This is a genomic window from Klebsiella sp. PL-2018 (genome assembly GCF_019048985.1).
GTDB classification, from domain to species: Bacteria; Pseudomonadota; Gammaproteobacteria; order Enterobacterales; family Enterobacteriaceae; genus Klebsiella; species Klebsiella michiganensis.
The window spans coordinates 4,492,903-4,507,828 of sequence record NZ_CP077673.1 but is presented as its reverse complement, the minus strand read 5'-3'; the positions used below and the strand labels follow the sequence as shown (position 1 = coordinate 4,507,828).

The 14,926-nt window shown below is 55.2% G+C and carries 17 protein-coding genes; 7 read left to right on the top strand and 10 right to left on the bottom strand.

Features of this window, described 5'->3' with window-relative positions; translation table 11 throughout:
* Positions 1-4: 4 nt before the first annotated feature.
* The 4 genes from nrdE to MKleb_RS21065 form a co-directional block, all read right to left on the bottom strand.
* Positions 5-2,149 (bottom strand): class 1b ribonucleoside-diphosphate reductase subunit alpha, encoded by a 2,145-nt coding sequence (gene nrdE, locus MKleb_RS21080; protein WP_025107292.1) that lies wholly within the window; start codon positions 2,147-2,149, stop codon positions 5-7.
* A complete protein-coding gene (gene nrdI / locus MKleb_RS21075; RefSeq protein ID WP_025107293.1) occupies positions 2,122-2,532 on the bottom strand; it encodes a class Ib ribonucleoside-diphosphate reductase assembly flavoprotein NrdI in 411 nt (136 codons plus the stop codon). Before nrdI ends, nrdE begins: the two co-directional genes overlap by 28 nt.
* Positions 2,529-2,774, bottom strand: a complete 246-nt coding sequence (nrdH, locus tag MKleb_RS21070) for a glutaredoxin-like protein NrdH (RefSeq protein ID WP_004853449.1) — start codon at positions 2,772-2,774, stop codon at positions 2,529-2,531. Before nrdH ends, nrdI begins: the two co-directional genes overlap by 4 nt.
* 182 nt (positions 2,775-2,956) lie before the next feature.
* Positions 2,957-3,388, bottom strand: a complete 432-nt coding sequence (locus tag MKleb_RS21065; RefSeq protein ID WP_004853446.1) for a carboxymuconolactone decarboxylase family protein — start codon at positions 3,386-3,388, stop codon at positions 2,957-2,959.
* Between the two features lie 87 nt (positions 3,389-3,475).
* Between MKleb_RS21065 and MKleb_RS21060 the strand changes: the two genes are divergently transcribed.
* Positions 3,476-4,834: a MocR-like pyridoxine biosynthesis transcription factor PdxR gene (locus MKleb_RS21060; RefSeq protein ID WP_025107294.1), complete on the top strand. Its 1,359-nt coding sequence runs from the start codon at positions 3,476-3,478 to the stop codon at positions 4,832-4,834.
* 63 nt (positions 4,835-4,897) lie between these two features.
* Here the strand turns inward: MKleb_RS21060 and MKleb_RS21055 are convergent, their stop codons facing one another.
* Positions 4,898-5,224, bottom strand: a complete 327-nt coding sequence (locus MKleb_RS21055) for a DUF883 family protein (RefSeq protein WP_004123945.1) — start codon at positions 5,222-5,224, stop codon at positions 4,898-4,900.
* A gap of 149 nt (positions 5,225-5,373) precedes the next feature.
* Here MKleb_RS21055 and MKleb_RS21050 point away from each other — a divergent pair, with 149 nt between their 5' ends.
* Entirely contained in the window at positions 5,374-5,724 is a 351-nt protein-coding gene (locus tag MKleb_RS21050) for a DUF2002 family protein (protein WP_004123942.1), read from the top strand.
* Positions 5,725-5,765: 41 nt separating this feature from the next.
* On the opposite strand, the gene alaE is transcribed toward MKleb_RS21050, so the two are convergent.
* Positions 5,766-6,215 (bottom strand): L-alanine exporter AlaE, encoded by a 450-nt coding sequence (gene alaE / locus MKleb_RS21045; protein ID WP_014839290.1) that lies wholly within the window; start codon positions 6,213-6,215, stop codon positions 5,766-5,768.
* 704 nt (positions 6,216-6,919) lie between these two features.
* On the opposite strand from alaE, the gene stpA reads away from it, so the two are divergent.
* Complete coding sequence (stpA, locus tag MKleb_RS21040; protein ID WP_014839288.1) at positions 6,920-7,321, top strand: DNA-binding protein StpA; 402 nt, start codon at positions 6,920-6,922, stop codon at positions 7,319-7,321.
* 46 nt (positions 7,322-7,367) lie between these two features.
* On the opposite strand, the gene MKleb_RS21035 is transcribed toward stpA, so the two are convergent.
* From MKleb_RS21035 to MKleb_RS21025, 3 genes are all read right to left on the bottom strand, one after another.
* Complete coding sequence (locus MKleb_RS21035; RefSeq protein ID WP_014226493.1) at positions 7,368-7,547, bottom strand: YodC family protein; 180 nt, start codon at positions 7,545-7,547, stop codon at positions 7,368-7,370.
* Between the two features lie 91 nt (positions 7,548-7,638).
* Positions 7,639-8,160 carry a rhodanese family protein gene (locus tag MKleb_RS21030; protein WP_014226492.1) on the bottom strand — a complete coding sequence of 174 codons (522 nt, stop codon included), beginning with the start codon at positions 8,158-8,160 and terminating at the stop codon, positions 7,639-7,641.
* A gap of 9 nt (positions 8,161-8,169) precedes the next feature.
* Entirely contained in the window at positions 8,170-8,469 is a 300-nt protein-coding gene (locus MKleb_RS21025; protein WP_014226491.1) for an ArsR/SmtB family transcription factor, read from the bottom strand.
* 182 nt (positions 8,470-8,651) lie between these two features.
* On the opposite strand from MKleb_RS21025, the gene MKleb_RS21020 reads away from it, so the two are divergent.
* Positions 8,652-9,248, top strand: a complete 597-nt coding sequence (locus MKleb_RS21020) for a phosphatase PAP2 family protein (RefSeq protein WP_025107295.1) — start codon at positions 8,652-8,654, stop codon at positions 9,246-9,248.
* A gap of 13 nt (positions 9,249-9,261) precedes the next feature.
* Here the strand turns inward: MKleb_RS21020 and MKleb_RS21015 are convergent, their stop codons facing one another.
* Positions 9,262-11,049, bottom strand: coding sequence for a sigma-54-dependent Fis family transcriptional regulator (locus tag MKleb_RS21015; RefSeq protein WP_025107296.1), 1,788 nt, complete (start codon positions 11,047-11,049; stop codon positions 9,262-9,264).
* A gap of 249 nt (positions 11,050-11,298) precedes the next feature.
* On the opposite strand from MKleb_RS21015, the gene MKleb_RS21010 reads away from it, so the two are divergent.
* The 3 genes from MKleb_RS21010 (at position 11,299) to MKleb_RS21000 (ending at position 14,903) form a co-directional block, all read left to right on the top strand.
* A complete protein-coding gene (locus tag MKleb_RS21010) occupies positions 11,299-12,819 on the top strand; it encodes an acetaldehyde dehydrogenase ExaC (RefSeq protein WP_025107297.1) in 1,521 nt (506 codons plus the stop codon).
* 664 nt (positions 12,820-13,483) lie between these two features.
* On the top strand, positions 13,484-14,080 hold the full coding sequence (locus MKleb_RS21005) for a fimbrial protein (RefSeq protein WP_014226488.1): 597 nt from the start codon (positions 13,484-13,486) through the stop codon (positions 14,078-14,080).
* A 163-nt stretch (positions 14,081-14,243) separates the two neighbouring features.
* Positions 14,244-14,903 (top strand): fimbrial biogenesis chaperone, encoded by a 660-nt coding sequence (locus MKleb_RS21000; RefSeq protein ID WP_217076173.1) that lies wholly within the window; start codon positions 14,244-14,246, stop codon positions 14,901-14,903.
* Positions 14,904-14,926: the final 23 nt, after the last annotated feature.

Below are 14,926 nucleotides of genomic sequence, written 5' to 3'. Positions count from 1 at the left end.
CTCCTTACAGCGCGCAGGACACGCAGCCTTCGATTTCGGTACCTTCCAGCGCCAGCTGGCGCAGACGGATGTAATAGAGCGTTTTGATGCCTTTCTTCCACGCGTAGATTTGCGCTTTATTGATATCGCGCGTGGTGGCGGTATCGGGGAAGAATAGGGTCAGCGACAGCCCCTGATCGACATGGCGCGTCGCCTCGGCGTAGGTGTCGATGATCTTCTGCGGGCCGATTTCGTAAGCGTCCTGATACAGCGCCAGGTTGTCGTTGGTCATAAACGGCGCCGGATAGTAAACGCGTCCGGTTTTCCCCTCCTTGCGGATCTCTATCTTCGACACGATCGGATGGATGCTGGAGGTCGCGTGGTTGATGTACGAAATAGAGCCCGTCGGCGGCACCGCCTGCAGGTTGCGGTTATAAATGCCGTAGCGCATCACGTCATCGCGCAGCTGCCGCCACATATCGCGGTCGGGCAGGACAATACCGGCACGGGCAAACAGCGCGCGGACTTTCGCCGTTTTCGGCTGCCAGTCGCCTTCCAGGTAGGGGCGGAAATAATCACCGCTGGCGTACCGCGACTGCTCGAATCCGGCAAAACGCGTGCCTTTTTCCCGCGCTATCAGCATCGAGGTACGCAGCGCGTGCCAGGTGATGGTATAGAAATAGAAATTGGTGAAATCCAGCCCCGCTTCGCTGCCGTAGGCAATACCTTCGCGCGCCAGATAGCCGTGCAGATTCATCTGCCCAAGGCCGATGGCGTGCGAGGCGGCATTGCCCGCCGCGACCGACGGTACCGAACGGATATCGCTCATTTCGGACACCGCGGTCAGACCGCGCACCGCGACCTCAACCGTGCGGGCGAAATCAGGAGAGTCCATAGTATGGGCGATATTCAGCGAGCCGAGGTTGCAGGAGATATCCTGGCCGATGCTGGCGTAATCCAGGTTTTCGTCAAAGGTAGAAGGCGCGTTAACCTGTAGGATCTCCGAGCACAGGTTGCTCATATTGATGCGCCCGGCAATTGGGTTCGCGCGATTAACCGTGTCTTCAAACATGATGTACGGATAGCCGGATTCAAACTGAATTTCCGCCAGCCGCTGGAACAGATCGCGGGCGCGGATCCAGCGCTTGCTGACCCGCGCGTCGGCCACCAGTTGTGCATACATTTCGCTTACCGCGATATCGCCGAACGGTCTACCGTACAGGCGCTCGACGTCGTAGGGCGAGAAGAGCGCCATCTGCGCATCTTCTTTCGCTAGCTGAAAGGTGATATCCGGAATCACCACCCCGAGCGAGAGCGTTTTAATGCGGATTTTTTCATCGGCGTTCTCGCGTTTGGTATCAAGGAAACGCAGGATATCGGGATGATGGGCGTGCAGATAGACCGCGCCGGCCCCCTGGCGCGCGCCGAGCTGGTTGGCGTAGGAGAAGGCGTCTTCCAGCATTTTCATCACCGGTACCACGCCGGAGGACTGATTCTCGATGCGCTTGATTGGCGCCCCGGCTTCGCGAAGATTGGAGAGCAGAAACGCCACGCCGCCGCCGCGCTTGGATAGCTGTAGCGCCGAGTTCACCGCCCGGCCAATGGATTCCATATTGTCTTCGATGCGCAGCAGAAAGCAGGAGACCAGCTCGCCGCGCTGCTGTTTACCCGCGTTGAGGAACGTCGGCGTGGCGGGCTGAAAACGTCCGGAGAGGATCTCATCGGTTAGCTGCCGGGCCAGCGCCTCGTTACCCTGCGCCAGGGCCAGGGCTACCATGCAGGTGCGGTCGCCAAAGCCTTCAAGGTAGCGCTTACCATCGAAGGTTTTCAGCGCGTAGCTGGTATAGAACTTCCATGCGCCGAGAAACGTCTGGAAGCGAAAACCGTAGTCCTGAGCGTACGCGAACAGCGCATGAATAAACGAGCGATCGTAGCGGGCCAGCACCCTGGCGTCGTAATAGCCTTCGGCGACCAGCCACGTCAGCTTGTCGTCCTGGCTGGTAAAGGGCACGGTATTCGGCTCAACGTGGTTGGCCATAAACGCCGCTACCGCCTGATGGTCTTTGTCAAACGGAATGCGGCCGTTGCTGTCGTAGAGATTCAGCATCGCGTTGAGGGCGTGGAAATCCGGCGCCTCGGTGGTTATACGTTCTGCGGTTGTCGTTGCCAAAATTCGCTTACTCCTTTACGCACGTTGTCGACATCTTGCGGGGTGCCCATCAGCTCAAAGCGATAGAGATACGGTACGCCGCATTTCTGCTTGATGACGTCGCCTGCCCGGCCGTAGGCCTCGCCAAAATTACGATTGCCCGCGGCGATGACGCCGCGAATGAGCTGGCGGTTATGCGGATCGTTGAGGAAACGGATCGCCTGCCGGGGGACCGCGCCCGCCGTGCCGCCGCCGCCATAGCTGGGGACGATAAGAATGTAGGGTTCGTCTACCTGGATGTGCTCGCGTTCGTTAAGCGGTATACGCACGGCGGGCAGCCCCAGACGCTGGACGAACCGGTGCGTATTTTCGGAACTGCTGGAGAAGTAGACGATCAGGCTCATACGCTGGCCGCTGACGCTGTCGGGCGCAGGCGATTGATCATATCGGGACGGAAGCCGGACCAGCGGGTCTCTCCGGCAATCACCACCGGCAGCTGACGGAAACCCTGCTCGCGCAGCATATCGACGGCTTCAGGATGGTGGTCGATGTTGATCATGTCGAATTCAAACCCGCGGGTTTCCATGGCCCGTTTAGTGGCATGGCATTGCACGCAGTCGTTTTTAGTGTAAATAGTAATGCGCATGATTCGTATTTCCATTTAAGATAACAGTACGACGTAAAATTGATGTCGCGTGCTATGGGTTATCGTTGAAGGAAATACTAGATGTAGTTATTTAAAAGTTCAACAACTCAATATATATGGTTTTTGTAAAGGTTAGCCCCCGCGGGAGGATCCGGCGGGGGGCGGGATTTCTTGCCGTGAAATTACAGGCGCATACTCACCGCCAGACGATTAAAGGCGTTCATCAGGCTGATGGCGAAGGTCAGATCGCTGATCTGGCGGGCGCTGAAATGGTCCAGCAGCGGCTGATAAACGGCGTCTTCCGCATGGCTTTCGGCGATATGGGTCACCGATTCCGCCCACGCCAGCGCCGCGCGTTCCGCATCGCTGAAATGGGCGCTCACCCGCCAGCCTGCCAGCGCGTCCAGCTTGTTTTGCGCGACGCCGGATTTACGCAGGGCTTTGCTGTGCATCTCCAGACAGAAGGCGCAGCCGTTGATTTGCGATACCCGCAAATACACCAGCTCGATCAGCGCGCCATCCAGCTCGCTTTTTTCCAGCGCAATTTTGGCCTGAACCAGGGCGTTATAGACTTCCGGGCTCAGTTCATTGTACGGCTGACGTAGTGTGTTCATTTTACTCTCCTCATTAAGACGCGAGGAAAATAGCACTATAATGGACTGCATAAGATAGCCATATTGCGATGAAAAAAGCAGACCATGATGGACGGTAAAAAAATTCCGCACTACCAGCGCATTGCCCGACAGCTTAAGCAGGCGATTGAGCGCGGTGAGCTGGCTCCGGGCAGCAGGCTGCCTGCAAGTCGGGTCTATGCTCAGGAGCTTGGCGTGTCGCGGGCGACGATTGAGAACGCCTGGGGAGATCTGGTGGCGCAGGGATGGCTGGAGCGGCGCGGACAGGCGGGGACCTTTGTCAGCGATCGGCTGCTGCCGCAGCAAAACGCGCCCGTTCAGCCCGTCGAGGGCGATGAACCCGCGGCGCCGCTGCCGTTTCAACTGGGGCTGCCCGCGCTGGATCTGTTTCCACGCGGCCTGTGGGCGCGCGTGATGGGTCGGCGTCTGCGTACACAAACGCGTTTTGACCTCGCGCCAGGCGATCCCAGCGGTGAACCGACGCTTCGCCGGGCGATCGTCGATTATTTGCGTCTGTCGCGCAGTATTGAGTGTCGGTCTGAGCAGGTCTTGATCACCGGTTGCTACGCGGCCTCGATGCGCCTTATTTTGCGCACGCTGGCGCGGCCTGGCCAGCAAATGTGGATGGAAGATCCGGGGTTTCCGCTGATCCGGCCGGTAGTGAACGACGAGGGGGTGGCGATCAATCCCGTTCCGGTCGACGACGACGGGATGGATATTCCCTGGGCGCAGCGGCATTACCCGAGTGCCCATTTCGCGCTGCTGACCCCGGCTCATCAAAGCCCGCTCGGCGTGGCGCTATCGCTGGCCAGGCGCAGACAGCTCCTGCTATGGGCGGCGCAGAATAACGCGTGGATTATCGAAGATGATTACGATAGCGAATTCCGCTATCACGGTAAGCCGCTGCCGCCGCTGAAAAGCCTCGACGCCCCGCAGCGGGTCATCTATGCCGGGGCGTTCAGCAAGTCTTTGTTCCCGGCATTACGCGCGGCCTGGCTGGTGGTGCCTGAGCCGCTGGTGGCGCCGTTTCGTGAACAGGCCGCGCTGATGTGCTGTAGCGTGCCGACGCTGTGGCAGCAGACGCTGGCGGATTTTATTCGCGAAGGCCACTTCTGGCGGCATCTGAAGAAAATGCGCGCCAGCTATGCCCAGCGCCGACTGTGGCTTGAGTCGGCGCTGCGGGCGCAGGGATTCACCGTCGTGCCTCAGGCGGGCGGGATCCAGATGGTGGTCAGGGTTGTCGGAGACGATCGGCCTCTGGCGCAGCGCGCCAGACGGGCCGGTCTGGCCGTACAGGCGCTGAGCGACTGGCGGATGGAGACTCGGGGAGAAGGGGGGCTGATAATGAGCTTCACCAACCTGACGTCGGCAGAAATGGCGAATCAGGCTGTGCGTAAGCTTTATGTCGCGCTTTACCCGCAGGGATAACAAAAACCCCTGCAGTGCAGGGGTAGACGCGTATTTGTTATCTTCATGGGTCTGGCTGTTTTATTATCGACGTAAATTCAGCAATACGCCAATAAATACCCCAACGGCAGCTGCGGCGCCGACGCTTTGCCACGGTTTATCGCGCACGTAGCTGTCTGCGCAGCCCATGGCATCGCACGCCGCCTGCTGAACGCGGTTATTGCCGTTAAGCCGCGCGCGGGTCTCTTTCAGCAGCGCCTGCGCTTTTTTACGCGCGGCCTCCGCTTCGTCCTTGGCGTCGCTGCCCCATGATTTCAGCACCTCTTCCAGCGTATCCGCTAATTGGCTGACATCATTATGGATATCTTCAGCGCTCTCTTCTACGTTGTTGCGGTTTGCTCGGTTGGCCATTGGTTTCTCCCTTAATTCCATTGAGTCTATAAGTGTAGGACAAGATTTTGAATTATGCTGTAAATAGCCCTTTATGGAATATTCCGAAAGCGTTGCCTTTAATGAATAAGGTAAGGTTAACGTGCGGTAAAAGATAATGAGGAATGAGTATGTATTTAAGACCCGATGAGGTGGCGCGTGTTCTTGAAAAAGCCGGCTTCACCATGGATGTTGTGACGCAAAAAGCGTACGGCTATCGCCGTGGCGATAATTATGTTTATGTGAACCGTGAAGCTCGTATGGGGCGTACCGCGTTAATTATTCATCCGGCTTTAAAAGAGCGCAGCACAACGCTTGCGGAGCCCGCGTCGGATATCAAAACCTGCGATCACTACGAGCAGTTCCCGCTCTATTTAGCGGGCGATGCTCAGCAGCATTATGGTATTCCACACGGGTTCAGTTCGCGCATGGCGCTTGAGCGTTTTCTGAGTGGCCTGTTTGGCGAAACGCAGTATAGCTGACAAAAAGCGGCTGGCTGAACCAGTCGCTTTTTTGTATCAACTCAGGCTTTGGCCTGCTGATAGGGGCTGACGCGAAACAGGCGGCGGCAGTAGTCGAGGAAATAGCCGTACGCTGCGCCCATCATCATCGATACCACGATGTTGGAACTTACCGCCGCGGCGATCTGATGCCAGTCGGCGCCGACAACCAGCAGAATCGCGACGTATACCGGCGACTGGAACGTCACATAGGCCACCACATCCGCAATATTCTTCATCCAGCCGGACGGGCTAATGCGGCGCGCCTGGCGCATCGCGAAATCGCGATAAAAACCGTAAGGCACGGCAATAATAATGTTCACCGGGATCGCCACCAGTCTCGAAGATAACGACTGCTGGAAAGTCATTCCGGAGAGAAAAATTTCGATCATCATGTTCACAACGGTGCAGTACACCACCATCGCAAAGGTGTCTGCTACCGCATGACGCAAGCGGGACTGCGCAGAGAACATTGGTATGCTCCTCGAAAATGAAGTCGATAATGCCAAAAGATTCGCGGTTATTCAGCGTTTTTGGGTGCCTGTTTTGATGTGCGTAGATTATATCTCTGCATTAAAAGAGGCAACTAGCTATAAATTTTTATTTAAAGGCTTTTGGTCGATAAAATACTCTGCGTCAGGCTATTTTTTGTTCGTTACGCTACTTTTGTTCTCTTTACTGATTTTTTTATTGTTTTTCAATTGGTTGTAAAATAAATACGTCATATAGATGAGAGCCAATCCGGGTTGTAAGGGGGGATTTCGCGACAGAATCGCGTAGCGGTGTGAGTTGTGTCACTTTTGGCGTTTTTTACACGTATAAAAGAGGAATGGCAGCATTATATGCTGATTTGTCTGCTGGGTGGACATTCGGATTTTTTGCATGACTATTCTATAAACGCCGTAGCGCCCTGCGAGGCGCAACCGTAAATATACGGATAACCTGCTGAGCATACAGGTAATAAGATAAAGACGTTGCCTGGCGAATAGTATTATTTGCAAAAGAATTTATTCAGTGTTGATAATTTCGCTTTTATCGATTTGTTTGCCTTATTAATTGCTAAACATTTCTGGTGCTATATCAGGAATTAGTGAAAGGCTGGAAATACATTATCATATCAATTAAACTAGCGCCGTAATCTTTGTTTCATTTGCTATTTGGGAATTTTTTGAATTATATGTCATTACTATTAGAGAAATTGAATAATATCCGTTCACTTCGCGCCATGTCCCGTGAATTCTCCATTGACGTGCTTGAAGATATGCTGGCAAAGCTAAGGACCGTCACTGAAGAAAAACGCGCTGAGGAGCAGGCGGCTCAGGCGCTGCGCGCAGAACATCAGGAAAAAATAAATACCTGGCTGGAATTAATGATGGCTGACGGCATTACCCCTGAACAATTAGCGGGCTACAATAGCGCTTCCCCGAAAGGGAGCAAAAAGCGCCAGCCGCGTCCGGCTAAATATCGTTTTACCGACCATACCGGCGCCGAGAAAACCTGGACCGGGCAGGGACGTATGCCGAAGCCGCTGGCTAAAGCGGTGGCTGAGGGAAAATCCCTCGATAGCTTCCTGATCTAATATTGAAAACGGTGGGGAGACCCACCGTTATCGTTAGCCGGCTTAATCAGCACACGCCAAAATCGCCGTCTTCTTTATAAGCCGTCACATCGGCGGCCTTCAGCGTATATTTCTCACCCTGCTCGTTGCTTGCCTGAACGGCAATAATGCGATCGTCCTGGACTTCAACGACTTTAAGTTTTGGCCCACCCGCGCGCGGTTGTACCAGGTCACCGACTGAAAACATACTGCTTCTCCTGTGTGCTGATGAATCTTTTCGCTGACATAACCATAGCTCAGCAAAAGCGTTACCAACAGTCTCTCAAAAGAGGTAGAGGCTAGCGACGGTTCCAGGGCATCAAAGCCAAAAGACGCGCCATACCGCAAAACCCGGTAATACCGGCAAAGGTTAAGCCGGCGCCGACGAAGGCGCTAAGCAGAAAAAAGCCGCTGCTGAAAGCATAACCTAAAGCGACGCCAAGCAAAATCAGGGCGCCGGCGACGATCTGTACCTGACGCATAAGCGGCAGCGGCTGTGATTTATCCTCTTTCACCGGCAGACCGGCCGCTTTCCACGCCTGAATTCCGCCAGCCAGCAGCTTTACCTGCGCCGGTGCGGCGGCCTGCGCCAGACGGGCCGCGTTATTTTGGGTGCGCGATCCCGCCTGACAGTGAAAAATAATCGTCTCTTCGGGACTGGCGTGCAGCGCTGCGCCATTCGTCAGCGTCGCCAGCGGCACGAGCTCCGCTCCGGGAATATGCTCGCGGGCGTATTCATCGGCATCGCGGATATCGATCAGCCGGCCGCCCCGGGCGACGAGCGCCTGGGCTTCGGCAGGCGAAAGAGTAGCAATAGGCATAAAGGCTCCTTAAGGACAATAGATTGACTTCAGCGCGGCGACGATTTGCTGAACCGCTGGCCGGGTAATGAAGTAGTGAATGCGCTGCGCCTGACGTTCGCAGCCGATCAGGCCTTCATCACGCATCCGCGCCAGATGCTGGGAAGTTGCGGAGGGGCTCAGCCCGGTTATCCGCGCCAGTTCGCCGGCGCTGGTGCCCGGCGCATCGCATAGCATGCACAGAATCAATAGCCTGCTGGGATGGCTCATGGCTTTCAGCAGCGCGGCGGCTTCACCGGCGCTGGCCTGTAGCTGTTCGGGTGTATTCATTTATTTTAGTCTTTTCTAAATTTAGTAAAGTCTAAAATAAAAAAGCGTATTACGCCAGCAATGGCTGCCGCTGTGGCTAAGCAGCGTGGCCAAAACCAGGACGATTCTTGAGCGCCGGGTTAAGCGTAACTTAAGCCAGGGTGGCGATAATGACGGAAATAAGACTGTCGCGAGCTACCGCCATGAACGCACTGGAAACCCTTAATCAAAGCGCCTTTTTAGCGCTGAACGCATCGCCCGGCACGCCGGAGGCGATCCTGGCACTGGCACGTTTTTCAGCGAGCGGGATCATCTTTGTGGTTCCGGCCATTCTGCTCTGGCTGTGGTTTTCCGGCGGGCGGCAGGGTCATCGGCAGGCGCTGTTTTGTACCTTGAGTATTCTGATCGCGCTGGGATTGGGATCGATCTGCGGAATGCTGCTGTTTCATCCGCGGCCGTTTATGATCCCGCTCGGCCATACCTGGATAAATCATCCGGCGGATAACTCTTTCCCGAGCGACCACGGCACGGTGATGTTTAGCGCCGCGTTTGCACTGCTCTCGCTGCGCTCACGCGCCGCGGGGCTCTTTCTGCTGCTGGCGGCGCTGCCCGTGGCCTGGTCGCGGATCTTTCTTGGGGTTCACTTTCCGCTGGACATGGTGGGGGCGGCGTTGGTTTCAGCCTGCGGCGTCTGCGTCGCGAAGCTTATCTGGTCGGGCATTGGGCACCGCTTAACCTCCCTGTGTGAAGCGATAAGCAGACGCCTGTTCGCCTGGCTACCGCCGCGCTTCACGCCCTGAGCGAATCAGAAGGCTATGCGCTATGGCTTCCGCGACGGGCCGCACGGCGATACAGCGTACTGCGCGCGACGCCTAACGCCTGCGCGGCCTTACTGATGTTGCCGTTATAGCTTGCCAGCGTGTCGGCAATCAGCTGCGCATCGTGCTGCTGAAGCCCGCGCAGCGGGCGGGCGGCGGGCGGGCTTCGATACTCCTGGGGCAAATCATCTATCCCCAGCGTTTCACCCTCTTCGGCGAGGGCCAGCAGTACCCTCAACACACTTTGCAGCTGGCGGACGTTGCCCGGCCAGGGATGAGACGTCAGGTGTTGCACAACTTCCGGGGCCAGCGCGATGCGACGCTTTTCTCCGCCCAGCTCGCGCCACAATCGTTGGATAAACCCGGATAGTTCAGGCCATTCGCGCAAGGGCGGCAGCGTTAAAGCAAACTCACGCAGGCGGTAGAGCAGGTCTTCGCGGAAGGTCCCTTCCGCGACGCGCTGCGCCAGATTGCGGTGGGTGGCGCAAATCACCGCGAAATTAACCGGCGAGCTCTGGCTGGCGCCAAGCGGCGTGACCTCTTTCTCCTGTAAGATCCTCAGCAGCCGGGTCTGAAGCGTTAACGGCATATCGCCAATCTCATCAAGAAACAGTACGCCGCCGTCGGCTTCGCGAATCTTGCCGATGTAGCCGTTTTTGTTTGCGCCGGTAAACGCCCCGGGCTGGTAGCCAAACAGCTCGGATTCAATCAGTGATTCCGGCAGCGCGGCGCAGTTGATGGCGACGAATTTGCCGCCGCTCCAGCGGCTGTGCCGATGCAGGGTACGGCTGACGTACTCTTTGCCGCAGCCGGTTTCGCCTTCGATACACAACCCAATCCCGGCGTTAAGCAGGCGCAGCAGCTTTTCGCCTTCGCGCTGGCTGGAGAAAGGCAGCTCGAGGGTGGGGCGCGCGGTCACTGCCACGCCAGCGGTCACGGGAGCGCGTAGACGGTAATAGTAGTTTCGATCTCCGGCGACGAGCGGCAGCGGTACGCTGACGGCGGTTTGCCGCAGCTGCGGAAAAAGCTGCTGGAACGTGAGGTGGCCGAACCGATCTGCGTTAAGTGAGAACTCGCGCATCGCCAGCCGGTTAGCCGCCATCAGCACATTGTCGGTAAAGACCAGCAGACATTCGTCGACGCCGTCGAGCTTTTCCAGCTGAGGATGCAGGCTCATCAGCCACTGTTGCGGATGCAGACTCTGTTTAACCCACAGATATTCTATCTGCTTCGCGGCGCCTTTTACCCACGCCAGCGTGCGGGCGTGCGGGTACCGGGCCGGGCCGGAGATATCCAGCACCCCGGCTATTTTGCCATCGGGACTTTGCAGCGGCACGGCGGCGCAATAAAGACCCTGGTTACTGGTCAGAAAATGCTGGCGGCCATCGATTTCGCAGCTGTCGTCAATCGCCAGCGCGGTGCCAATGGCGTTGGTTCCGCGTCCGCTTTCGCTCCACAGGTTGCCCGGCGCTAAAGCGAAGCGCTGCGCTTTCTGCATGGCGTGCGTATCGCCAAAGGTTTGCAAAACCAGACCGCTGGCGTCAGAGAGAACCACGACGGATTGCAGAGCGTTGACTTTGCGGGATAGCTCATTAACGACCGGCTGGGCCAGCGTTTGCAGGCGGCTGTGTCTGGCGAGCCTGTCGGCCAGTTCGCTGGCGTGCAGGCGAGGGAAGTCATCCGTGGCGGGGTCGAGGCCATAGCGCTGGCTACGGCACCAGGAGTCGCTGAGCAGCGGGTTCGCTTCGATCTCTGGCGTCAGGGCAAACGGATTTCCTGGCACGGGACACCTCGTCGTTTAATTTGTGTTGCAATATTGTAGCTATATGGTTTTCGTGGTGTTGCGATTTGCGACACATAAGAGAGATTCTGTGCGACAGAAAGTGACGTGACCTATCTAATTTATTGAAAATTAATTTCTTTTTTAAAATATAAAAAATGGCATAACCCCTGCAATAGACGAGAGACGCAGCGAGCCGCCGTACAAAACTAATATGCCGCTGCCCTCAACCCTACATGAAGGAGATTCGCGATGCGTTATGCTCATCCTGACACACCGGGCGCTTTGGTTTCACTGAAGTCAGCCTACGGTAACTTTATTGACGGTAAATTTGTTGAACCCATCGGTGGAGAATTCTTTATGAATACCTCCCCGGTCGACGGTAGCAACATCGGGCAGTTTCCGCGTTCTGATGCCAAAGATATCGACTTCGCCCTTGATGCGGCGCACCGGGCCGCCGACGCCTGGGGCAAAACGTCGGCTCAGCACCGCGCTAATCTGCTGCTGCAGGTTGCCGACCGTATTGAGGCCAATCTGGAATATCTGGCGGTAGCGGAGAGCTGGGATAACGGTAAGCCGATCCGCGAAACCCTCAACGCCGACCTGCCGCTGGCGGTCGATCACTTCCGCTATTTCGCCGGCTGCCTGCGCGCGCAGGAGGGAAGCACGGCGGAGATTGATGAAACGACGGTGGCTTATCACTTCCATGAGCCTCTCGGCGTGGTCGGACAAATTATTCCGTGGAACTTCCCGCTGCTGATGGCCGCCTGGAAGCTCGCTCCGGCGCTGGCTGCGGGCAACTGCGTGGTGCTGAAACCGGCAGAGCAGACGCCGCTCAGCATTACATTGCTGCTGGAGATTATTGGCGATCTGTTCCCGGCGGGCGTCCTTAACGTGGTTCAGGGATTTGGCAAAGAGGCGGGCGAAGCGCTGGCAACCAGTAAACGCATCGCCAAAATCGCCTTTACCGGCTCAACGCCGGTAGGCCGCCATATCATGGCCTGCGCGGCGGAAAACATTATCCCCTGTACCGTTGAGCTGGGCGGTAAATCGCCGAACATCTACTTTGCCGACGTGATGGAAGGCGAAGAAGAGTATATCGAGAAGGCGGTTGAAGGCCTGGTTCTGGGCTTCTTTAATCAGGGCGAGGTCTGCACCTGCCCGTCCCGCGCGCTGATTCAGGAGTCTATTTACGAGCCCTTTATGGCGCGGGTCATGGAGAAGGTGGCGCAAATTCGCCGCGGCGACCCCTTTGATACCGATACGATGATCGGCGCGCAGGCGTCGCGTCAGCAGTTCGATAAGATCCTTTCCTATATTAAGATCGCTCGCGATGAAGGCGGAAAGATCCTGACCGGCGGCGAACGCGCCAGCATCTCTGCCGAACTGGATAACGGTTTCTATATTCAGCCGACGCTGATTCAGGGCCGCAACGATATGCGCAGCTTCCAGGAGGAGATCTTTGGCCCGGTTATCGGCGTCACCACCTTTAAAGATGAAGCCGAGGCGCTGGCTATTGCAAACCAAACCCAGTTTGGCCTTGGGGCCGGGGTGTGGACGCGGGATACCAACCTGGCTTATCGCATGGGGCGCGGCATTAAGGCCGGTCGGGTGTGGACCAACTGCTATCACATCTACCCTGCGCACGCCGCGTTCGGCGGCTACAAACAGTCCGGCGTAGGGCGCGAAACCCATAAGATGGCGCTCAATGCCTATCAGCAGACGAAGAACCTGCTGGTGAGCTACGGTACCGCGCCGCTGGGCCTGTTCTGATCGTCCCTGTCAGCTATTTATTTTAGGATAACCCGCAATCTTCAGCATCGATTGCGGGTTTATTATTCCACAAAGAAAGTATTGTTATTCATCTTTCCTCTCCGGCTTTCAGATGAAATACACTTGTCATCAATATCTCCTGCTTATAATGACTCGCGTGATTATTGTTTATTCGACAACGAAAATAAGATAAAAGCCAATCTAAGATTTATCCTAATATTCTATAAAAACCCAGTCCGCTCACAGAATTATTGCCGAAAAATCGCGGTGAAATTAGGGGTGATTGTTAAATTACACCGCCTGATGTTGCTTTTTGATGTTATTGCATCGTGATTTTTGGTTGCATTAATTAACAATGCGCATAATGTTTTTAATATTATCTTTATATGTAAAATAAAACAGCATTTCATTAACATAACAAAATATTGCGATTTGTAATCGGTAGGGATAGTATTTATTTGTTACCTTAATAAAGGGTTTATCAATTTCGCCGAAGAACTTCTTTTTATCAAAATAGCCAATTAAGCAGCTTATTTTTGCTGCCTGATGTCCTGCGGACGGAACGCGAATATTATTAACATGGAGGATCTGCACGCAGATTTGCCCGGGGCTTAATCCCTCGCGCGCAATCTGTCGAAAATATAAGTTAGAGATGAGATGAATAATGAAAACGCAATTTCGTATTATGGCAATGTTTGTCGGTGCTCTGGTGTCCGCTAGCGCATTATCCTCGCCTTCACAACCCGCCAGATCGGCAATGACCGTTAACCCCGGTTCTAATGCGGGCACGCAGGGGACGGGTGGGCAGGTCGAATTTACCGGATCGATTACCGATTCCTCCTGTAATGTTGATAGCACCAGCGCAAATCAGAGCGTCGATCTGGGGAAATGGGCGAGCAGCTATTTTACCGGCGCAGGTTCTGAAACGACCAAAACCGCCTTCCATATCAAAGTGAAAGATTGTCCTTCTACCGTTACCACCGTCTCGGTGCTGTTTGACGGTACCCGCGATACCAACAATAGCGATCTGCTGGCGATTAACGGTACCGCAAGTGGGGTAGCGATAAAGCTGTATGAAGATGATAAGTCGACGCCGGTTGATCTCGGCGCCGTCTCACGCGGCCACAGCGTTACCGCTGGCGCGAGCGGCGCGGCAACGGGTACCGCCGATCTGGAATTCTTTGCTGACTATGTCTCAACCAGCGCGGTTTCCGCCGGTTCTGCCAACGGTACGGCCAACTTCAATATGGTTTACAACTAATACCCTGGAAGCGGGTAAAGCTGCGGTTATTCATGGCTTCCCACGCCGGGTAAGCCGCCAGCCGCCGCCGCCCGGCTGAAATAGGGTCGGCATAATTAATGCAGATTATTTATCAGCTTCAGGCAGTGATACCCGCTTTTATTATTCCCGGACGGTAGTCATTATGAAACGAACGATCGCCGCGATAGCCTTTTTATTGCTATCAACTGCGGCACAGGCCGGTATTGTCATGGGAGGAACCCGTGTTGTTTATCAGGAAGGGAAACGTGAAGCCGCAATATCGGTCACCAACGCTGATACTCATTCACCTTATCTGGTGCAATCGTGGGTAGAAAACTATACGGAAAACAATAAAAGCCGGGTGCCTTTTATTGTGACGCCGCTGCTTTTCCGTCTCGATCCTGAACAGCAGAACGTATTGCGTATTAACTATATTGGTGGAACGCTGCCCACCGATCGCGAATCCGTTTTTTGGCTCAATGTGAAAAGTATTGCACCAACGAAACAAGATGAAGTGAACAAGCTTCAGGTCAATATTAAATCAAAGTTTAAGATCTTCTATCGCCCGAATGGTCTGGCGGGCGAGCCTGACGATGCATGGCGCAAGCTGACGTTTAACATTGAAGGTTCCAGGCTGGTTGCCCAAAACCCGACGCCCTATTTTGTCTCCTTTTTTGTTATTTCGGTTGGCGGTACAGATATTCCGCAACCCGGCATGATTGGCCCCTTTGATCATAAAGCGTGGCCGATTACTCATTCCGGGGTAGTTAAATGGCGCGCCATTAATGACTTCGGTGGTATTACGGATTACGCGCAACAGTAATTAATTTGCTTCGCCTGGTCAGG